Source organism: Rhodanobacter thiooxydans LCS2 (assembly GCF_000264375.1).
Taxonomy (GTDB): Bacteria; Pseudomonadota; Gammaproteobacteria; order Xanthomonadales; family Rhodanobacteraceae; genus Rhodanobacter; species Rhodanobacter thiooxydans.
On the sequence record NZ_AJXW01000043.1, the window covers coordinates 204,312 to 224,999 of the forward strand.

Annotated in this window: 19 protein-coding genes; 4 read left to right on the forward strand and 15 right to left on the reverse strand. The window is 67.8% G+C overall.

Annotated features, from left to right (window positions below; genetic code table 11):
• Positions 1 to 93: 93 nt before the first annotated feature.
• The 10 genes from UUA_RS09820 to UUA_RS09865 all read right to left on the reverse strand — a co-directional run bounded on the left by UUA_RS09820 (position 94) and on the right by UUA_RS09865 (position 11,085).
• A complete protein-coding gene (locus UUA_RS09820; RefSeq protein WP_008436410.1) occupies positions 94 to 348 on the reverse strand; it encodes a BolA family protein in 255 nt (84 codons plus the stop codon).
• Positions 345 to 644 carry a YciI family protein gene (locus UUA_RS09825; protein ID WP_008436411.1) on the reverse strand — a complete coding sequence of 100 codons (300 nt, stop codon included), beginning with the start codon at positions 642 to 644 and terminating at the stop codon, positions 345 to 347. The genes UUA_RS09820 and UUA_RS09825 overlap by 4 nt, the downstream gene beginning before the upstream one ends.
• 3 nt (positions 645 to 647) lie before the next feature.
• Complete coding sequence (lysS, locus tag UUA_RS09830) at positions 648 to 2,171, reverse strand: lysine--tRNA ligase (protein WP_008436412.1); 1,524 nt, start codon at positions 2,169 to 2,171, stop codon at positions 648 to 650.
• Positions 2,172 to 2,243: 72 nt separating this feature from the next.
• On the reverse strand, positions 2,244 to 2,603 hold the full coding sequence (locus UUA_RS09835; RefSeq protein ID WP_008436413.1) for a hypothetical protein: 360 nt from the start codon (positions 2,601 to 2,603) through the stop codon (positions 2,244 to 2,246).
• Positions 2,604 to 2,630: 27 nt separating this feature from the next.
• A protein-coding gene (gene prfB / locus UUA_RS09840) for a peptide chain release factor 2 (protein WP_153022932.1) occupies positions 2,631 to 3,756 on the reverse strand; the annotation gives its coding sequence in 2 pieces (ribosomal slippage) (positions 2,631 to 3,680 and positions 3,682 to 3,756; 1,125 coding nt in all).
• Positions 3,757 to 3,934: 178 nt separating this feature from the next.
• Complete coding sequence (gene asnB, locus UUA_RS09845) at positions 3,935 to 5,602, reverse strand: asparagine synthase B (protein WP_008436416.1); 1,668 nt, start codon at positions 5,600 to 5,602, stop codon at positions 3,935 to 3,937.
• Between the two features lie 464 nt (positions 5,603 to 6,066).
• On the reverse strand, positions 6,067 to 6,441 hold the full coding sequence (locus UUA_RS09850) for a SpoIIAA family protein (protein WP_008436418.1): 375 nt from the start codon (positions 6,439 to 6,441) through the stop codon (positions 6,067 to 6,069).
• A gap of 67 nt (positions 6,442 to 6,508) precedes the next feature.
• A complete protein-coding gene (recJ, locus tag UUA_RS09855; RefSeq protein WP_008436419.1) occupies positions 6,509 to 8,221 on the reverse strand; it encodes a single-stranded-DNA-specific exonuclease RecJ in 1,713 nt (570 codons plus the stop codon).
• Positions 8,218 to 9,138 carry a phosphoglycerate mutase gene (locus tag UUA_RS09860; protein ID WP_008436420.1) on the reverse strand — a complete coding sequence of 307 codons (921 nt, stop codon included), beginning with the start codon at positions 9,136 to 9,138 and terminating at the stop codon, positions 8,218 to 8,220. Before UUA_RS09860 ends, recJ begins: the two co-directional genes overlap by 4 nt.
• A 3-nt stretch (positions 9,139 to 9,141) precedes the next feature.
• Positions 9,142 to 11,085: an ABC-F family ATP-binding cassette domain-containing protein gene (locus UUA_RS09865; RefSeq protein ID WP_008436422.1), complete on the reverse strand. Its 1,944-nt coding sequence runs from the start codon at positions 11,083 to 11,085 to the stop codon at positions 9,142 to 9,144.
• Positions 11,086 to 11,287: 202 nt separating this feature from the next.
• Here UUA_RS09865 and UUA_RS09870 point away from each other — a divergent pair, with 202 nt between their 5' ends.
• The 4 genes from UUA_RS09870 (at position 11,288) to UUA_RS09885 (ending at position 15,133) form a co-directional block, all read left to right on the forward strand.
• On the forward strand, positions 11,288 to 11,653 hold the full coding sequence (locus UUA_RS09870; RefSeq protein ID WP_008436423.1) for a hypothetical protein: 366 nt from the start codon (positions 11,288 to 11,290) through the stop codon (positions 11,651 to 11,653).
• 188 nt (positions 11,654 to 11,841) lie between these two features.
• Positions 11,842 to 12,876 carry an agmatine deiminase family protein gene (locus UUA_RS09875; RefSeq protein WP_008436424.1) on the forward strand — a complete coding sequence of 345 codons (1,035 nt, stop codon included), beginning with the start codon at positions 11,842 to 11,844 and terminating at the stop codon, positions 12,874 to 12,876.
• 50 nt (positions 12,877 to 12,926) lie between these two features.
• Positions 12,927 to 13,817 carry a carbon-nitrogen hydrolase gene (locus UUA_RS09880; RefSeq protein WP_008436425.1) on the forward strand — a complete coding sequence of 297 codons (891 nt, stop codon included), beginning with the start codon at positions 12,927 to 12,929 and terminating at the stop codon, positions 13,815 to 13,817.
• An 80-nt stretch (positions 13,818 to 13,897) separates the two neighbouring features.
• Complete coding sequence (locus UUA_RS09885; RefSeq protein WP_008436426.1) at positions 13,898 to 15,133, forward strand: TraB/GumN family protein; 1,236 nt, start codon at positions 13,898 to 13,900, stop codon at positions 15,131 to 15,133.
• Positions 15,134 to 15,684: 551 nt separating this feature from the next.
• On the opposite strand, the gene UUA_RS09890 is transcribed toward UUA_RS09885, so the two are convergent.
• From UUA_RS09890 to UUA_RS09910, 5 genes are all read right to left on the reverse strand, one after another.
• A complete protein-coding gene (locus UUA_RS09890; protein WP_008436427.1) occupies positions 15,685 to 17,541 on the reverse strand; it encodes a sigma 54-interacting transcriptional regulator in 1,857 nt (618 codons plus the stop codon).
• 107 nt (positions 17,542 to 17,648) lie between these two features.
• Entirely contained in the window at positions 17,649 to 18,305 is a 657-nt protein-coding gene (gene leuD, locus UUA_RS09895; RefSeq protein WP_008436428.1) for a 3-isopropylmalate dehydratase small subunit, read from the reverse strand.
• Positions 18,306 to 18,307: 2 nt separating this feature from the next.
• Entirely contained in the window at positions 18,308 to 19,720 is a 1,413-nt protein-coding gene (gene leuC, locus UUA_RS09900) for a 3-isopropylmalate dehydratase large subunit (RefSeq protein ID WP_008436429.1), read from the reverse strand.
• 19 nt (positions 19,721 to 19,739) lie between these two features.
• Positions 19,740 to 20,117: a hypothetical protein gene (locus tag UUA_RS19605; RefSeq protein WP_008436431.1), complete on the reverse strand. Its 378-nt coding sequence runs from the start codon at positions 20,115 to 20,117 to the stop codon at positions 19,740 to 19,742.
• Positions 20,089 to 20,682: an isochorismatase family protein gene (locus UUA_RS09910; protein WP_008436432.1), complete on the reverse strand. Its 594-nt coding sequence runs from the start codon at positions 20,680 to 20,682 to the stop codon at positions 20,089 to 20,091. The genes UUA_RS19605 and UUA_RS09910 overlap by 29 nt, the downstream gene beginning before the upstream one ends.
• Positions 20,683 to 20,688 lie beyond the last annotated feature (6 nt).

Sequence of the window (20,688 nt, forward strand, 5' to 3'; positions counted from 1 at the left end):
CACTGTGCCAAACGCGGGACAGCGCCGCAACGCATTCTTGCATGCAGCGTCACTTGAATTGTATCGCACAACTTCATATTAAATAACGATATTTCACTTTGCATCGATCGACAAGGCATGGATGCCGTCATCCATCAGCCCGTCCAGTGCCGCATAGACCATCCGGTGGCGCCTGATCGGCGACTGGCCGGCGAAGGCGGTGCTGACGATGCGCACGTGGAAGTGGCCCTTGCCCTCGCCCGCGTGGCCGATGTGCTTGTGGCCTTCGTCCAGCACTTCCAGCTCGGTGGGGGCGAAGGCGGCCTGCAGGCGCCCGCGGATCTGTTCGATGACGGGCGGCGCGCTCACGGCAGCACTTGGCGGAATGGCTTCACCATGGTGTCGCGATAGACGCCGGCGGCGAGGTACGGATCGGCACCGGCCCAGGCCTGCGCCTCGGCCAGCGAGGAAAACTCGGCCACGATCAGGCTGCCGGTGAAGCCGGCCGGACCCGGATCTTCCGTGTCGATCGCCGGGAACGGCCCGGCCAGCAGCATGCGGCCTTCATCCTGCAACTGCTGCAGGCGGGCCAGGTGCGCCGGCCGCGCGGACTTGCGCGCTTCCAGCGAGTTTGCATTGTCGGTGCCGATGATCGCGTACCACATGGTTTATGCCTCCGGGCGCATGTAGGGGAACAGCAGCACGTCGCGGATCGAGGACGAGCCGGTCAGCAGCATCACCAGCCGGTCGATGCCGATGCCGAGGCCACCGGTGGGCGGCAGGCCCACTTCCAGCGCACGGATGTAGTCCGCGTCGAAGTGCATCGCCTCGTCGTCGCCGGCGTCCTTCGCGTCGACCTGGGCCTGGAAGCGCGCTGCCTGGTCTTCCGGGTCGTTCAACTCGGAGAAGCCATTGGCGATCTCCTTGCCGCCGATGAACAGCTCGAAGCGGTCGGTGATGCCCTTGTCGGTATCGTTCTCGCGCGCCAGCGGCGACACTTCCACCGGATGCTGGGTAATGAAGGTGGGCTGCACCAGGGTGTGCTCGACGGTCTTCTCGAAGATCTCCAGCAGCAGCTTGCCCCAGCCGTAGTTGTCCTTGACCTGCACGCCGAGCCGCCTGGCGTGCGCGGCCATCGCCCCACGGTCGCGCAACTCCTCGCGACGGATCTCCGGGTTGTGCTCCAGCACGGCGTCTTCCATGCGCCAGCGGCGGAACGCCGGACCAACGTCGATCGCGGCGCCATCCCATTCCAGTTGCGTGGTGCCGAGCACAGCCTGCGCGGTGTCACGGATCACCGCCTCGGTGAGGTCCATGATCTCGTGGTAGGTGGCGTAGGCCTGGTACAACTCCAGCATGGTGAACTCGGGATTGTGCCGGGTCGACACGCCCTCGTTGCGGAAGTTGCGGTTGATCTCGTAGACGCGGTCGAAGCCGCCGACCACCAGCCGCTTCAGGTACAGCTCCGGCGCCACGCGCAGGTACAGGTCCAGATCCAGCGCGTTGTGGTGGGTCACGAACGGCTTGGCGGTGGCGCCACCGGGGATGATGTGCATCATCGGCGTCTCCACTTCCATGAAGCGGTGTGCCGGCGCCTCCAGCCACTGGCGCATGTAGCCGATGATCTTCGAGCGCAGCATGAAGGTGCGCCGCGCTTCCTCGGTGACGATCAGGTCGACGTAGCGCTGGCGGTAGCGCTGCTCCACGTCAGCCATGCCGTGGTGCTTGTCGGGCAGCGGGCGCAGGCTCTTGGTCAGCAGGCGCAACTGGTCGACCCGCACCGAGAGCTCGCCGGTCTTGGTGCGCATCAGCGTGCCTTCGGCACCCACGATGTCGCCCATGTCCCAGCCCTTGAACGCTTCGTAGACCGCCTCGCCCACCGTGCCCTGGTGGATGAACAGCTGGATGCGGCCGGTCATGTCCTGCAACTGCGCGAAGCTGACCTTGCCCTGCACGCGCTTCAGCACGATGCGGCCGGCCACCTTCACCCGGCGCTGCGCCGCCTCGACGACCTCGGCGGTGTGCTTGTCCTTGTCGGCGAACTCTTCATGCAGATCGCCGGTGAAGCTGTCCACCTTGAAATCGTTGGGGAAGGCGATGCCCTGCTCCCGCAAGGCCGCGAGTTTTTCGCGGCGCTCGGCGATCAGCTTGTTCTCATCGGCGGCAGGCAGGGTATCGGTGACTTCGCTCATGGGGCTTCCGTGGTGACCGGCGCACGCGGCGCCGGCCGGCACATGTGTCGTGGTGGAGGGCGTGTCGGGCGATCAATCGCCCTTGTCGAACACTTTCTTGGTGGCGCCCTTGGTGGCTTCCCAGCCTTCCTTCGCGCCGTGACCGATGGCGATGCCGGCGTCCCTGGCGCCATGGCCGACGGCGAGGCCCGCCTTCTTCGCGCCGTGGCCGATACCGGTGCCGGCTTCCTTGGCGCCGTGGCCGACCTTTTTGGCGACGCGCTTGGTGGCATGGCCCACGTCGCGGGCGCCGTTGGCGACGCCGTGGCCCACGTCCTTCGCATCCTGCTTGATGCCCTGCCCGGTGCCGCCTTGCGTCGACTGCGCAGCCACGCCGAAGACCGCCAGTGCGGCGCAGGCGAACAGGACGGTGCCAATCTTCTTGCTGTTCATGCGGGTCACCTCGTCAGTGATCGGAACTTATGCGTCGATGCGCTTGGCGCCGGCCCCGAGGCCGGATTTCAGGCTCGCCTCGATGAACTCGTCGAGGTCGCCGTCGAGCACTTTCTGGGTGTCGGAACGCTCGATGCCGGTGCGCAGGTCCTTGATGCGGCTCTGGTCCAGCACGTAGTTGCGGATCTGGCTGCCCCAGCCGATGTCGGACTTGGTGGCTTCCAGCGCATCCCTCTCGGCGTTGCGCTTCTGCACTTCCAGTTCATACAGCTTGGCGGCCAGCATCTTCATCGCGCGGTCGCGGTTCGCATGCTGGCTGCGCTCGGTCTGGCACGCCACCACCGTATTGGTGGGCACGTGGGTGATGCGCACCGCCGACTCGGTCTTGTTGACGTGCTGCCCGCCGGCACCCGACGAACGGTACACGTCGGTCTTCAGGTCGGCGGGATTGATGTCGATCTCGATGCTGTCGTCCACTTCCGGCGAGACGAACACCGAGGTGAAACTGGTGTGCCGGCGGTTGTCGGAGTCGAACGGGCTCTTGCGCACGAGGCGGTGCACGCCGATCTCGGTCTTCAGCCAGCCGTAGGCGTAGTCGCCCTCGACGCGGAACGTGGCGGACTTGATGCCGGCCACCTCACCACCGCTGACTTCCATCAGCTCGACCTTCCAGCCGCGGTGCTCGCACCAGCGCAGGTACATGCGCAGCAGCATTTCGGCCCAGTCCTGCGCCTCGGTGCCGCCGGCGCCGGCCTGGATGTCGACGAACGCGTTCATCGCATCCATCTTGCCGGAGAACATGCGCTGGAACTCCAGCTTGCCGACCTGCGATTCCAGCTTGGCCAGGTCGTCGGTCACCGATTGCGCGGTCTCGTCGTCGCTGTCGGCGATGGCCATCTCCAGCAAGTCGCCGGCGTCATTCAGACCGGCGGTCAGCGTGTCGATGCCGTGGACGATGGTGTGCAGGCGGGCGCGCTCGCGACCCAGCTCCTGCGCGCTGGCCGGGTCGTCCCACACGGTGGGGCTTTCCAGTTCGCGGGTTACCTCTTCCAGACGTTCGCTTTTCGTGGCGTAGTCAAAGATACCCCCGAAGCGACTCGACACGGCCGCGAAGGTCGGCGATCTGCGCATGGATGGGATTGGTCTCGATCATGGTGGTATCAGCGATGGATGCAAGCTCAATAGAATAACAGACGCATTACAACAAGCGTCCCGCTCTCGTAGGGCGGGCACTGCCCGCCAGTTCTCTTGGTGTATTGAAGAGCCGGCGGGCAGTGCCCGCCCTACGAAGCGGGTGGCACCTGGCCGATCGATCTGCCAGCTAACCAAATTCACGCCAGCGCCTGGGCGTGGACGCCTCTCACTGCCCGCCCGGACGGATCGGCTGCGTTCGCGAAGGCCGGGTCCCATGCCAATGCCGCCGGCGAGGAACAGGCGATCGACTTGCCGCCGGGGACGGTGGCCGCGCAGGCTTCGCCGGGGAAATGCCGCTCGAAAATGCGCCGGTAGAAGTACGCCTCCTTGGTCGCCGGCGTGTTGAACGGGTACCGCGCCGCGGCCGCGGCGAATTCGCGGTCGCTGACCGCCTGCTCCGCATGCGCCTTCAACCCGTCGATCCAGCCGTAGCCCACGCCGTCGCTGAACTGCTCCTTCTGCCGCCACAGGATTTCCTTCGGCAAGGCGCCGTCGAACGCCTCGCGCAACACGTGCTTCTCGATCTTGCCGTTGCCGGCCATCTTGCGCGCGGCATCCAGCCCCATCGCCACGTCGATGAATTCCAGGTCCAGGAACGGCACCCGCGCCTCCACACCCCAGGCCATCATCGCCTTGTTCGCGCGCAGGCAGTCGTAACTGTGCAGCGCGTCGAGCTTGCGCACGGTTTCCTCGTGGAAGGCCTCGGCCGAAGGCGCCTTGTGGAAGTACAGGTAGCCGCCGAAGATCTCGTCCGAGCCCTCGCCCGACAACACCATCTTCACCCCCATCGCCTTGATCCGCCGCGCCAGCAGGTACATCGGCGTGGCGGCGCGGATGGTGGTGACGTCGTAGGTCTCGATGTGGCGGATCACTTCCGGCAGCGCGTCCAGCCCTTCCCAGAAGGTGTAGACGAAACCGTGGTGCACGGTGCCCAGCGCGTCGGCGGCGACCTGCGCCGCGGCCAGGTCGGGCGAGCCGTCCAGCCCGATCGCGAACGAGTGCAGGCGCGGCCACCAGGCCTCGCTGCGGTCGTTGTCCTCGATGCGCTCGCGCGCGAATTTCGCGGCACAGGCGGCAACCAGCGAGGAATCCAGCCCGCCGGACAGCAGCACGCCGTACGGCACGTCGGTCATCAACTGGCGGTGCACGGCCTGCTCGAATGCCTTGCGCAAGGCCGATGCGGCGACAGCGTGGCCGCGCGTGACGGCATAATCGCGCCACGGCTTCACGTAGTAGCGCTGCAGCTCGCCGCTGGCGCTGTCGTAGACATGGCCCGGCGGGAACGGCGCCACGTCGGCGCACAGGCCGACCAGCGCCTTCATCTCCGAGGCCACGCACAGGCGGCCCTGCGCGTCGTGGCCCCAGTACAGCGGGCACACGCCGATCGGGTCGCGCGCGACCAGGTAGCGCTGCGCTGCGCCGTCCCACAGCGCGAACGCGAAGATGCCGTTGAGCCTGCCGACGAAGTCGCTGCCGTGCTCGCGGTACAGCGCGTTGATCACCTCGCAGTCCGAGCCGGTGGTGAAGTCATACGTGCTGGCGCTGCGCAGTTCGCGGTGGTTGTAGATCTCGCCGTTCACCGCCAGCGCCAGCGCGCCGTCGCGCGAGCGCAGCGGCTGCGCGCCGCTGGCCGGGTCGACGATGGCCAGGCGCTCATGCACCAGGATCACCCCGGCGTCGACGAACACCCCGCTCCAGTCCGGTCCGCGATGGCGCTGGCGCTGCGACAGCTCCAGCGCCTGCCGGCGCAGCGCCGCCAGGTCGTCGCCCGGCTGCAGGTCGAACATTCCGAAAATCGAGCACATGGTGGGTTTTCCTCGGTTGCTGGTGGTGAATGCCGCTTTTATGAAGAGTCGGCCATGGATGGCCGGGTTTGCTCTTGCGCGGATGGAACCGCGCATAAAGTTGAAACATCGGCCATGGATGGCCGGGTGTTGCTCTTGCGCGGATGGAACCGCGCATAAAGTTGAAACATCGGCCATGAATGGCCGGGTTGCTCTTGCGCGGATGGAATCGCGCACGCCAAAACGACCAAGGCCCGCACTGGGCGGGCCTTGGTCGCGTGTCTGGTAATGGTTCTTGCAGCTACGCGCGGGCCCGCCAACGGTTGGCGTTATTGTTCGCGCGATTATTGTTGTTGCCGGCCGGCACGAAGCCCCGCGCGGAAGGCGCGGCGAGGTTCAGGCAGCTGGCGGTGACGGGATGCATGGGCCAACTTGAGCAGATCGCTCCGGCCTTGGCAAGTGCCGCGAACACCCCGACGGGTGCCTCAGCCATCGCCCGGAGCCGTGATCCAGCGGGTGGCTTCCTCGATCTCCGCGCCGTGGAACAGGCGGAACTGGGCCGGAATGACGAAGCCGAATGCCATCGCGGTGGCGCGCAGCCAGACTACGTCGGTGACCAGGGCCACGCGGTCCCAGCCGCTGAAATGGCGCACGCCCAGCTTGGCGTCGTCCCACATGGCGCCCGGGTCGAAGCCGGTGAAGTCGTCGGCGGTGACGTACAGCAGGCGCAGCTTGCGGTTCAGCGCGAACGCGGCCTCGACGTCCGGCACGATGATGTTCTCGTAATCCTGCGCCGTCACCTGGCCGTGGGCGCGGAAGCCCAGCGTACCGGGCGGCAGTCCTTCGATCAGTGCGATCACGGGCGTTCTCCATGAGCGGGGCGAACGCCAGTCTGGAACGGGCTGCGTGAAAAACGCGCAAGCGGCATCAGGCCGGTTCGATATGCCGCAGCAGCAGCCGTGGCGTCTCGCGCCCCTGCCAGTCGTTGATGGTCAGCTCGTAGGCCGCGCGCAGCCGCGACGGTGGCGGCTGGCCGTGGTAGGCGTTGAACATCACCGCGTCGTGCACGGCACCGTCGCGCGGATCGCACAGTTGCAGGCGCAGGTGGCTCTCGCCCATCGGCTTCCAGCCGGCGCACTCGAACAGGTTGTCGAACAGTGGTTCGGGGAAGGCCTGGCCCCATGGCCCGGCTTCACGCAGTTGCCGGGCCAAGGCCAGCGTGGCGGCGCCGGGCGGCAGCTCGCCGTCGGTGTACAGCACCGCCTGCAGGCGCTCGGGTTCGATCAGCTCGCGCGCGACCGCGTCGAACGCGGCGGCGAAACGCGGGTAGTCGGCGGTTCTCAGGCTCAGCCCGGCAGCCATTGCATGACCGCCGAAGCGTTCGATCAGGCCGGGCTGGCGCGCGTCGACCGCGGCCAGCGCGTCACGGATGTGGAAGCCCGGAATGGAACGGCAGGAACCACGGAGGTTTTCGGTGTCGTCTTCGCTGGCTGGGGCGAAGGCGATCACCGGACGGTGCAGCCGCTCCTTCAGTTTCGAAGCGACCAGCCCGACCACGCCCGCGTGCCACGACGGTTCGTACAACGCCACGCCGACTGCGTCGACATGTCCCAGGCCGGCGACCATCACCTCGGCCTCGGCCACCATCGAGGCCTGCAGCTCGCGCCGCTCGCGGTTGATCGCATCGAGCTGCCCGGCAAGGTGGCGCGCCTGCGCCACGTCGTCGGTGAGCAGGCATTCCACGCCCAGGCGCATGTCTTCCAGCCGCCCGGCGGCGTTCAGGCGCGGCCCGATGGAAAAACCGAGGTCGCTGGCGCACAGCGTGGCCACGCTGCGCCTGCCGGCCTCGACCAGCGCGGCGATGCCGGCGCAGGCGCGGCCGCTGCGCATGCGCTGCAGGCCGGCCTCGACCAGCACGCGGTTGTTGAAATCCAGCGGCACCAGGTCGGCCACCGTACCCAGCGCGACCAGGTCGAGCAGCGACGACAGGTCGGGTTTTGCCGCGCCGAACGCGCCCTGCTCGCGCAACTTCGCGCGCAGGGCCAGCAGCAGGTAGAACATCACCCCTACGCCCGCCAGCATCTTGCTGGGAAACGGGTCGCCGGGGAGATTCGGATTGACCATCGCGTCGCAGGCCGGCAATTGCCCGCCGGGCAGGTGGTGATCGGTAACGATGACCTTGATGCCGCGCGCCTTCGCCGCGGCGACGCCGGCCACGCTGGCCACGCCGTTGTCGACGGTGACGATCAACTGCGGCGCCGGCTGCATCGAGGCCACGAACGCCGCGCTCAGGCCGTAGCCGTGCACGAAGCGGTTGGGGATGGCGTAATCCACCCGCCGCGCGCCGAGCAGGCGCAGGCCGCGCACGGCCACCGCGGTGCCGGTGGCGCCGTCGCAATCGTAGTCGCCGGCCACCAGGATGGACCAGTCGTCGCGGATCGCCTCGGCCAGCAGGTCGACCGCCTGCGCCATGCCGCCGAGCAGTTGCGGCGACAGCATCCGTGCCAGCCGGTGCTCGGCCTGGCCGGGTTCCAGCACGCCCCGCGCGGCGTAGATCCACTGCAGCACCGGGTGCACCGCGTCCGGCCAGCCGTGCGGCGCCCCCCTGCTTTCGCGCCGACGCAGCTGCAGCACGCTCAACGCCCTGCCCCGCGCCAGAAGCGCCAGCGATGACCGGGCTTGTGCAGCCAGCGTTCGCCGCTGGCGAAATGCAGCACGACGGCGCGGCGTTCGAGCAACGGCTGCAGCAGCGGCCACCAGCGCGAGGCCAGTTCGTGCGCCGGCAGGTCCTGCAGGTCGATCAGCCAGCCGGCTTCGCCGGTGGCGATGGCCTCGGTTGTACGCAGCTGCTGCGCGATGCCGGCACGCGCGGCCAGCGCACGCAGCAGCAGGTCGTCGCTGACCACGCCGGCCAGTTCGCTGGCCACCGGCGGAGGCAGGCATCCGCCGCCCCACAGCCACAGGCTGTTGACCGGCGACTGCCCACGCGCCTGTCGTTGCGCATTGAGCGGATGCTGGTGCAGCAGCACCTGGATGTCGTTGAGCAGCACACGCCAGCGGCGCCCTTGCGCGCCCTGCGGCAGATGCTGCGCCAGGTCCTCGCCCAGCGCCTGCTCCGGCGCGGCAAACTCCGGCAGCGGCGTAGCGGCCGACAGGCGCAGGTGCCAGTGGTCCGGCGTGGAAATCTCCAGCTGCATGCCGGCCTCGTCGAATACCGGCCGCAGCGGTTCGGCCAGCGCCTGCGCCTCGTCCATGCCCAGCTCCATCCGGCCGCAGGCGAGCAGGCGCACGCCATTCATGTCCGGCTGCACCCAGGCCGGGTCGGCCGACAGCCAGCTGTCGTCGCCTGCATCGCCGGCAAGGAATTGGCGGGTGATCGCCGCGGCGGGCACGAGCGCGTCGATGCCCCGGAAGTGCTCACCCAATCCGCCCAGGTAGCCGACGCCGCCGTCCGGCAGGCGGTCGGCGCGGGGCAGCCATGGACGTAGTGGATGGTCAGGCTCGACGTGCGCGAGGGCGGGCAGCCACAATTGCAGCGATCGCTCCGGCTTGGACATGGCTCAGGCTTCCAGTTGTTCGACCAGTGCCAGCCACTCGGTTTCCAGCACTTCCTTCTCGCCGCGCAGTTGCGCCTGGCGCTGGCCGATGCGCATCATTTCGCTGGTCGGGCCGTTGTAGGTGGCCGGATCGGCCAGCTGCGCCTCCAGCGCGGCCAGCTCGGTGTCGATGCCGGCGGTACGTGTCTCGATTTTCTTCACCCGCTGGCGCGCGGCTTTCTCGTTGTCGCGCTGGGCGGCGGCCGGGCGCCGGGCGGTACCGGCGCGCGCGTCCTGCGCACGGGCATCAGAAGGCGGGCTTGCCTGTCCGCACTCTTCGATTTTCTTCGCGCTCTTCTTCGCGGCGGCAGTACGCGTCTTCAGCCAGCGCGCGTAGTCGTCCAGGTCGCCGTCGAACGGCGCTACCTCGCCGTCGGCGACGCGCCAGAAACTGTCGCAGACCATGCCGAGCAGGTGGCGGTCGTGCGAGACCAGCACCAGCGCGCCGTCGAAATCGGCCAGCGCGTCGGCCAGCGCTTCGCGCATGTCCAGGTCGAGATGGTTGGTCGGTTCATCCAGCAGCAGCAGGTTCGGCTTGTCCCACGCGATCAGCGCCAGCGCAAGGCGTGCGCGCTCGCCGCCGGAGAAGCCGTCGACCGATTCGAACGCGCGGTCGCCGGCGAAATTCCAGGTGCCGAGAAAGTCGCGCATGACCTGGGTGGCCACGCCGGGCGCCTTGTCTATCAGGTGATCGAGCGGACTAGCGCCTTCGCGCAGGCTTTCCACTGTGTGCTGGGCGAAGTAGCCGACCTTCAGGTCCTTGTGCACCTTGCGCTCGCCGCCGAACGGTTCCAGCTCGCCCACCAGGGTCTTCACCAGGGTGGACTTGCCCGCGCCGTTGGGGCCGAGCAGGCCGATACGCTCGCCGGCCTCGATGCTGAAGCGCACGTCGGACAGCACGATGTTCGCCACTTCGTGGCCGCCGGCGGACGGATCGACCTGGTAGCCGGCCACGATGTCCTCCAACTGCAGCATCGAATCGGGCAGCCGGCCTGGCGCAGGGAACTGGAAGCTGAAGGGCCGCTCGGCACGTACCGCCTCGGTGCCGGACAGCTTCTCCAGCCGTTTCATGCGCGACTGCGCCTGCTTCGCCTTGCTGGCCTTGGCCTTGAAGCGGTCGATGAAGGACTGCAGGTGCGCGCGCTCGGCCTGCTCGCGCTCGTGCGAGATCTGCTGCTGGCGCAGCTGCTCGGCGCGCAGGCGCTCGAACGCGCTGTAGTTGCCGGTGTAGAGCCGGGCCTTGCCCTCGTTGAGGTGCAGCGTGTGGGTGATCACGCCGTCGAGGAACTCGCGGTCGTGCGAGATGATCAGCAAGGTGCCCTGGTAGCGGCGCAGCCATTCCTCCAGCCACAGCACGGCGTCAAGATCGAGATGGTTGGTCGGCTCGTCGAGCAGCAGCAGGTCGGACGGGCACATCAGCGCGCGCGCCAGGTTCAACCGGCCGCGCCAGCCGCCGGAAAATTCCTGCACCGCGCGCTCGTGGGTTTCCGGCGGGAAGCCCAGGCCATGCAGCAGACGACCGGCGCGGGCGCGGCCGTCGTAGCCGTTCAGTTCCTCGATGCGATGGTGCGCCTTCGCCATCGCCTCCATGTCGCCGCGCTCGCCGGCCTCGGCCTCGTCGCGGATCGCGGCGGCCAGCTCCTCGTCGCCGCCCAGCACGTAGTCGATCGCCGCGTCCGGCAAGGCCGGGGTTTCCTGCGCCACCGAGGCGAGGCGCAGCTTGCCGGACATTTCCAGCTCGCCGGCGTCGCCTTCCAGGGTGCCTTGCAGCGCGGCGAACAGGCTGGACTTGCCGCAGCCGTTGCGGCCGATCACGCCCAGCCGCCAGCCGCCCTGGATCACCAGGTCGATGTCGGAAAGCAGCAGCCGGCTGCCGCGGCGCAAGGCGAAATGTCGGAAGGAGATCATCGAAAACCCGGATCGGAAACGGGCGGGCCGTCGCCCGCAGCCGCCCATGATAGCGGCGATGGCGCTATTCTCGACGCGTCTACCGATTCCGCCGCGCGCGGCGAATGCCGAACCCATCGCATTCGGCGGCCACCGGCATGGCGCGGCACCGGCGGTTCTGCTACAACGACGCCGCATACAGCCTTGTCTGGAGAGGGGAGCCATGGTCAAGTTCACGAGCCGTTTGCCGATCGTCATCCTGCTGGCCGCTGCCGCCGGCCTGGCCGTATCGCAGCCGGCCGGCGCGGCGCAGTCGCGCGAACACGGCGACAGCCTGCTGATCCATCGCGTGCAGCAGGAAAAAGACATGAACCTGCCCAAGCGTGGGCTGAGCATGGCCCAGGTCGAGAAGACCTGGGGCGCGCCGCAGCGCAAGCTGTCGCCGCGCGGCGGCGACAGCAAGAAACACCCGCAGATCAATCGCTGGGAGTACGCGAACTTCATCGTGTATTTCGAGCACAGCCATGTGATCCACTCGGTGCTCAACACGCCGGCCGGCAACAACACCAACCCGGCAGACGTCAACTGAACGGACATTCCGGACGAAGCGGCCCGCGGCAACGCGGGCCTTTTTTTCGTGGCGGACATCCGGGTGCGCCACCTTGGACGGGTACCTTGCCGCGCACGAAACGCCGATCCCGCCGTTTTTGCCGTGCGCATATCGCTTAAAATGTGCGGTCCGGCGCCGCGCGGCGCCCTCCCGCACGAGAATCCGTCATGACCGACCCCCGCTGGCGCCTGCCTGCCGAATGGGAACCGCAGGCCGCGGTGCTGATCGCCTGGCCGCACGCCGGCACCGACTGGACCGAACGCCTGGCCGCGGTGGAAACCACCTACGTGGCGCTGGCCTCTGCGGTGACCCGTTTCCAGCCGCTGATCGTGGTGGTCGCGGATGCCGCACTGCGCGCGCATGTGCAGGCGCAACTGCACGGCGGCGGCGCGGACCTGTCGAGGGTCCGCTTCGTCGAGCTGCCCTATGACGACACCTGGCTGCGCGATTCCGGCCCGATCACCCTGGTCGACGGTGCCGGCGGCTTCCGGCTCACCGACTTCCGCTTCACCGGCTGGGGCGGCAAGTTCAGCGCCGCGCAGGACGACGCACTGATCACCGGCCTGGTGCAGGCCGGCGTGTTCGGCCATGCCATGCACAAGCGCATCGACTGGGCGCTGGAAGGCGGCGGCATCGAGAGCGACGGCGCCGGCACCGTGCTCACCACCTGGAAATGCCTGCACCAGCGCCACCCCGAGCAGTCGCGCGAGTCGATGGACGCGATCCTGCGCGATGGCCTGCACGCCGACCGCGTGCTGTGGCTGGACCACGGCTACCTCGAAGGCGACGACACCGACGCGCACATCGACACCCTCGCCCGCTTCGCGCCGGGCGAGCGCATCGTGTTCCAGGCCTGCGACGACGCCGCCGATCACCACCACGACGAACTCCAGCGCATGGGCCAAGAGCTGGCCGCGCTGCGTACCGCCGATGGCCGTCCGTACCGGCTGCATCCGCTGCCGTGGGCAAAGCCCATCCTCGACGAAGGCCGCCGGCTCGCCGCGTCCTACGCGAACTATCTGATCGTCAACGGCGCCGTGCTGGTGCCGGCCTACGGCGACGCCGCCGACGCCGAGGCTGCGCGCATCATCGGCAGCGCGCACCCGGGCCGCGAGGTGGTGCAGGTGCCATGTCGCCCGCTGATCTGGCAGAACGGCAGCCTGCACTGCGTCACCATGCAGCTGCCGGCGGGGATCGCCTGAGCCGCATCGGCTAGACTTGGCGGTCTGGCCTGTGCCGAGGATTGACCCCGATGACCCGCAAGACCCTCAAGGTCGCGCTGCTGCAGGAAACCGACCGCGGCAGCCGCGACGCCAATCTCGACGCGATCGAAGCCGGCCTGCGCCAAGCCGCCGCGGCCGGCGCCGAACTGGTGCTGCTGCAGGAGCTGCACAACGGCCCGTACTTCTGCCAGCACGAGTCGGTGGAGATCTTCGACCAGGCCGAGACGATTCCCGGCCCCGGCACCGAGCGCATCGGCAAGCTGGCCGAAGAACTGCAACTGGTCGTGGTGGCTTCGCTGTTCGAGAAGCGGGCGACCGGGCTGTACCACAACACCGCCGTCGTCTTCGATCGCTCCGCGGCGATCGCCGGCAAGTATCGCAAGATGCACATCCCGGACGATCCGGCGTTCTACGAGAAGTTCTACTTCACCCCCGGCGACCTCGGCTTCGAGCCGATCGACACCTCGGTCGGCCGCCTCGGCGTGCTGGTGTGCTGGGACCAGTGGTACCCGGAAGCGGCGCGCCTGATGGCGCTGGCCGGCGCCGAACTGCTGCTCTACCCCACCGCGATCGGCTGGGACCCGAACGACGACCAGGCCGAAAAGGATCGCCAGCGCGACGCCTGGATCACCGTGCAGCGCGGCCATGCCGTGGCCAACGGCCTGCCGCTGCTGTCCTGCAACCGCACCGGCTTCGAAGCCGACCCCACGGGTGTCGGCGCCGGCATCCGGTTCTGGGGTTCCAGCTTCGTCGCCGGCCCGCAGGGCGAGTTCCTGGCCCTGGCCGGCAACGACCAGCGCGAGCTGCTGCTGGCCGACGTCGACCTGCAACGCAGCGAGCACGTGCGGCGGATCTGGCCGTTCCTGCGCGACCGCCGCATCGATGCCTACGCCGACCTGCTCAGGCGCTTCCGTGACTGAATCGCGCCGCGCCGCCTGCTTGTTCCGGGCGGCCGTCGTCCCCATGCTTGGATTCCCTCCACGACCGGCCTGCTGAACGCATGAGCGCCCCCGAAACCGAAGTCACCGCGCTGCCCGCCGCCGTGCAGGGCCAGCCGGTCGAGCGCGTGCGGCGCGACGGCGTGGAATACGTGGTGCTGGGCACGGCGCACGTCTCGCGCAGCAGCATGGAGGCGGTCGAGGCGCTGCTGGAGCACGAGCGCTTCGACGCGGTGGCGGTGGAACTGTGCGACAGCCGCGCGCAGAGCATGCGTGATCCGGAAGCGTTCAAGCAGATGGACCTGTTCAAGGTGATCCGCCAGGGCAAGGCCGGCATGGTCGCCGCCAGCCTGGTGCTGTCCACCTTCCAGAAACGCCTGGCCGACCAGTCCGGCATCCAGCCCGGCGCCGAGATGAAGGCCGCCATGGACGGCGCAGCGGCGCGCGGGCTGCCGCTGTGGCTGATCGACCGCGAAGTCGGCACCACGCTCAAGCGCGCCTGGCGCAGCGTGGGCTTCTGGCAGCGTTTCGGCCTGCTCGGCGGCCTGCTGGCCAGCGTGTTCGAGCGCGAGGACATCGAACAAAGCGAGATCGAGAAACTGAAGCAGGGCGACCTGCTGGAAAGCGCGTTCAGCGAATTCGCCAGCGGCTCGAAGCCGCTCTACGACAGCCTGATCGGCGAACGCGACGCGTTCATGGCCGCGCGCCTGCGCGAGGAAGCCGCCCGTACCGCCAGCGCAGAGAACCGCCGCGTGCTGGTGGTGATCGGCGCCGGCCACCTCAAGGGCCTGTGCGCCCTGCTGCGCGAGCAGCAGGACGATCCCACCGCGAAGGTCGCCGAGCTGGCCGTCCCGCCGCCGAAGGCGCGCTGGCCGAAGTGGCTGGCCGCCGGCCTGGTGCTGCTGGTGTTCGCCGCGATCGCCTGGGCCTTCCACCGCAACGCCTCGCTGGGTACGCAGGCTCTGCTGGCCTGGGTGCTGTTCACCGGCGGCTTCGCCGCGCTCGGCGCGTTGGTCGCCGGCGCCCATCCGTTCAGCATCACCGCCGCCTTCATCGCCGCGCCGATCAAGCCGTTCCGCCCCGGCATCCCCGCCGGCGGCATCAGCGCGATGGCCGAAGCCTGGGCGCGGCGTCCGCGGGTGGTCGACTTCGACACCCTGCGCGACGACATCGTGCACTGGAGCGGCTGGTGGAAGAACCGCGTGGCGCGCACCCTGCTCAACTTCTTCCTGGTCAGCGTGGGCACCATCATCGGCGAGTACAGCGCCGGCATCCACATCTTCAAGAGCCTGTTCTGACCCGGCCGGAGACACGGCGCATGCTACGATGCGCCTGCCCGCAGCCCATTCACGCGCTGTGTCGGGGCGGGCGACAGGCAGGGGCCAGGGTATCTTCGACCCTCCAGCGCCGAGCCCTCTGCACTGGGAGCCGGGGAACGACGCTGCAAGGTTCGACGCTTCACGATACGCCCGAGTGGTGAAACTGGTAGACACAAGGGACTTGAACAATTTGAGCCCTCCGGGGGAAACCCCCGAGGTGAAGCCCGTCAAAGTCGGCGAACGCCCTGGGTGCCCCCGGCACCCGAGCCAACGCCGAGCCAAGCCCAGGCCCGAAGGCCCGGGAAGGTGTAGAGAGCAGACGGCGGGCACCTACGGCCGCGTAGGCTATGGTGAAGGCGTGCTCCAGACCACGAACGGCGCGTGCACCGGCGGCGAAAGCCGAAGTGGCAAGAAAATCCCTCGACCTCACGGTCATGCCGGTTCGATTCCGGCCTCGGGCACCAGTACGAAGGCGCATCCTGCCCGAATCCAGGCAGCGCTTGCTTCCCGCCTCCCGGCGGTGCCGCAGGTCACCGATCCAGCCGGCGCCGTTTGATCCTGCGCCACAGGGTGGTCTGGCTGATACCCAGGAAGTCGGCCGCGCGGCTTCGATTGCCACCGAACATCTGCAGTGCGCGATCGATCTCTTCCTGTTCCACCATCTGCAGATGCCCCTCGCATTCGCGATCGAGCCTGGCGACGGCGAACAGCTCCGGCGCAACCCTCGGCAAGGCGTCGACGACCGCACCGCTGTTGCGATACAGGCGGTGCGAGACGACCAACCGCTCGACGATGTTCTCGAGCTGGCGTACGTTTCCCGGCCAATGGTAGCGGCGGAACGCGGGAGCGACGCCGTCGAGCAGCACCTCCATATCCACATCGACTCCGTACCGCTGCACCTCCCGTTGGACCATGTGGGTCGTCAGGGCAGCGATGTCCTCTGGTCTCTCGCGCAGCGGTGGAATGCGGATCGAGAACGTACTGAGCCGGTAAAACAGATCCTCGCGGAAGCGGCCGGCACGCATTTCCTCGGCGAGATCGACGTTGCACGCGGCGATGAACTTGATGTCGAGCGCGATCGTCTGGCGCGACCCTACCGGCGTCACCTCTTTTTCCTGCAGCACGCGCAGCAGCTTGGCCTGCTGCGCCAGGGGCAGCGAATTGATCTCATCGAGGAAGAACGAGCCATGGTTGGCGGTTTCAAGCAAGCCCGAACGACCGCCGCTTTTCGCGCTGGTGAATGCGCCGTCGGCGTAGCCGAACAGCTCCGACTCGAACAGGTCGAGCGGAATCGCCGAGCAGTTCACCGCGACGAACGGCCCTTCCGCGTTTTCACTGGAAGCATGGATGCAACGCGCGGCAAGTTCCTTGCCGGTACCGGTTTCGCCGTGCAGCAGGACGGTTCCGGCTGTCGCCCCGTAGGTGGCGAGCAGGTTGTGAACCTCCGCCATGCGTTCCGACCGGAAGACCAGGCGACGGCGATCGTCTTGCGACTCGGCGACCGGGCTCCACTGGAAGCCGTACACATGGCCGATCGTTTCACCGCCGAATTCGAACGATTCCTTGTCGAGCGCGCATAGCCGGCCCTCGATCAGCAAGCGTTCCGAACGGAAGCTCGGCGCGTCGAGTATCTTGCGATCGAACAGGCCGTTGAGCCAGCGACGCTTGGCGAAGCGCGGAATCTGGGCGATCGCGGCCGCATTCCAGGCAACCGCGCTGCCGTCAAGGTTCGTGAACACCACCGGGTGCGGGTTTCGGTCCAGCACGTATTGCATCAGCGCGGCCTGCTGCCGCTGCCGCTTGTGCTGGCCGGCCACTCGAATCGCCTTGCGCAGCAGGTTGCGGCACGACTCGCGCGAGTAGATCAGTACCGAGGCCATATCCCACTGGTCGGCAAGATCGCAGGTGTAGCTTGAACCGACGACGACACCATAGCCGTCTTCACGGCACTGGTGGAAGACTTCCTTGATCACGTCGGCCGTCGTATAGGTCCGGTGCGTCACTTCGATGTCGTCGAACACCTTGAGTACATCGAGGTTAGTCTCCTGGCGCTCGTAGGTCAGCAAGAGGATGCGGCGGGAGATGCGACGTGCCGTCAGCATTGCCTGGATCAGATCGGCGGAGCTTACGCGCAGACCGAGCACCGGCACCGACAACGTGTCCTGCAGGTAGAACGCGTTCGCGCCCGCACTGACGAAGAGATCGACCTGCTGCTGCTCGATCAACTCGCGCGCCGCCCTCACCGCATCGTTGAAGATGTTGTCGATGATCGTGATGCGCGCGACCGCCTCGAACTCGCCGATCAGGCTGTGGACTATCTGGCTGAGCTTGGAATTGCCGATCAGGCAGATTCGTGGCTTGCTTGGCGTGACATTCGCGAAGTCCATGCAGCTCCCTCGTCGGAAACCTTCTCGGCTCTCACCGGAGACCGGAACACACGGCTTGCATCATCGCCTCTTGTCGCCCGGGGGACAACGCCGCCGACACGGTCGGCCTAATCGGGATCCTGGCGCGTGTGCCGGAAGACCCACGGTTCGGCCGCGCGGCGGCGTTGCTCGTAGCAGCGGATGCGATCGGCCAGCATCAGCGTCTCGCCGACCTGGTCGAGTCCTTCCAGAAGGTTCTGCCGGCGCCCTTCTTCCAGCATGAACTTCCAGGTCTCGTCCGCCACCGCCAGCGTTCCGGCTGCCACGTCGACGTCAACTTCGACCACGTTCCGCGAGCGAACCAGTTGAAACAGCCGGTCGACGACGGGCTGCTCGACCACGATGGCGAGCAGCCCGTTGTTGAAACAGTTGTCGCGAAAGATGTCGCCATAGCTAGGCGCGACCAGCACCCGCACACCGAAGTCTCGCAATGCCCATACGGCATGCTCGCGGCTCGACCCACAGCCGAAATTTGCCTGCGCAAGCACCACTGTTCCATGGCGATAGGGCGCCCGGTTCAGAACAAAACCCGGATTGATGCGACGGTTTGCGACCGGCGTATCGATCTCGCCATGGTCGAGATAGCGCTCGTCGTCAAACAGGAAATCGCCGAAACCGTAGGCGTCGAGGCTCTTCAGGTACTGCTTCGGCAACAGCATGTCGGTATCGATGTTCGCGCGGTCGAACGGAATCACGATACCGCGGTGACGGCTCAATGGCTGCATCGTCACAGCTCCCGCACATCGACGATCGCACCGGCGACCGCGGCCGCCGCGGCCATGGCCGGCGACATCAGGTGGGTACGTCCGCCGCGGCCCTGGCGGCCCTCGAAATTGCGGTTCGAGGTCGACGCGCAGCGTTCGCCAGGCTCCAGCCGGTCGGCGTTCATGCCGAGGCACATCGAGCAGCCCGGCGCACGCCACTCGAAGCCGGCCGCCGTGAACACTTCGTCGAGCCCCTCGTGCTCCGCCTGCAGGGCGACGAGACCGGAACCGGGCACCACCAGCGCGAGCTTGATGCGCGGGTCGATACGGCGGCCGCGCAGCACGCGTGCGGCCGCGCGCAGGTCTTCGATCCTCGCATTCGTGCACGAACCGACGAACACCTTGTCGATCGGCGTGCCGTGGATGGGGCGTCCCGCTTCGAGGCCCATGTAGGCCATCGCACGCGACCAGTCGCCGCGTTGCACATCATCGCGCGCCTCGTGCAGCTGCGGCACTGCGCCAGAGATCGGCACGACCATCTCGGGCGAAGTACCCCAACTGACGCAGGGCGCGACGTCTTCGGCGCGAATTCCGACGATCCGGTCGAAATGCGCGTCGTGGTCCGAATGCAGGTCCTGCCAGTGGCGCACCGCGCCTGCCCACTGCGGGCCTGCCGGCGCGAACGGCCGGTCCTTGACGTAGGCCTGCGTCACCCGATCGTAGGCGACCAGGCCGACGCGCGCCCCGGCCTCGATGCTCATGTTGCACAAGGTCATGCGCGCCTCCATCGAAAGCGCTCCGATGCCGTCGCCCCGGAATTCGATAGCGTGTCCGCTTGCACCCGCCGTGCCTATCCGGCCGATAAGGTGCAGGGCGAGATCCTTCGCGACCACGCCTTCGCCAAGCACGCCGTCCACGACGACGGCCATGTTCTTCGACTTGCGGCCGCGCAGCGTCTGGGTAGCCAGCACATGTTCGACCTCGCTGCTGCCGATACCGTACGCGAGCGCGGCGAGCGCACCGTGCGTCGCGGTGTGCGAGTCGCCGCAGACCACCGTCATGCCCGGCAGCGTCAGCCCCTGCTCCGGGCCGACCACGTGCACGATGCCCTGGCGCACGTCGCCCAGCGGGAACAGCGGCACGCCGAATTCGTGGCAGTTCCTCTCCAGCACATCAACCTGCCTGCGTGCGATCGGGTCGTCGAAACCGCCAAGGCCGAGTTCGCGCAGCACGGTCGGCACGTTGTGGTCCGGAGTCGCCAGCGCGGCATCGACACGCCACGGCTTGCGCCCCGCCCGGCGCAGGTTCGAGAACGCCTGCGGCGAAGTCACTTCGTGCAGCAGGTGCAAGTCGATGTAGAGCAGGCTCGATCCGTCGGGCAGCTCTGCCACGCAGTGGCTGTCCCATAGCTTGTCGTAGAGCGTGCGCGCGGTCACGGCTTGTTCTTCCCGGAAGTCATTGGTAAGGAACCCAGAGGTACAGCTCCCTGCCCGTCGGATCCGGCCTGCGATAGCCACACCAGCTGTCCAGGCGGCCATCGCCGAGCGGGCGGATGATGCAGTACGGCTGCTCGCATGAGGCCTCGTCGACACCGTCGCGCGCCAGCTGCTCACGCGCGACGCGCAGGGACTCCGCCCCGGGGTTCCCGCCACGGTCCAGGCGCGCGACGTTGCCGCGAAAATGCCCGACCCAGGCGGCGACATACCCGCGACACGGCTCCGCGGCCGCCTCGGCCGCAGTCAACGCGGCGGGGCGCGCACGCTCTCCGCCGCCGGCCGCGCAAGCGCCGAGCAGCATCGCCGTACTAAGCACCGAGCAGCGCCAGGCACGCATCGAGATCCGCCACGTCGGCGTACTTGATCTGGAGATCGCGCAGGTTCGCTGCGTGCGCGTCCTGGTCGCGGTCGCCGACGGCCTCGTACGGGATCAGCACGCGCAGGTCGTGTTGCAGGGCGTCCAGCGCAGTCGCGCGCACGCAGCCGCTCGTCGTGAGCCCGCTGACGACGACGCCGTCGGCGCCGGTCGCGCGCAGGCGCTGTGCGAGGTCTGTCCCGAAGAAACCACTCGCAGCGTGCTTGACGATGACGTACTCATCAGCGCGAGGGGCCACGCGCGCGTCGATCCCGACCAGCTCCGATCCCGCGACGAGGTCATTCAGTGCCGGGATCTTTTCGCGGAATACGTACGCCTGGGCAGGCGAGTCGTAGGCAACCGTGGTGTAGAACACCGGATCGCCACGCTCGCGGAATGCCGCGAGCAGGCGCTGGTTTGCCGCGATCACGTCGTCGCATGCAAACGCGAGGCGGCTGCGCAACGGGTCAGTGAAGCCGACCGAGAGATCGACCAGGATCAGTGCGTAACGGCGCGCCGGGTTAAGCCGATGGGATTCGAGCGCCATGGCCGT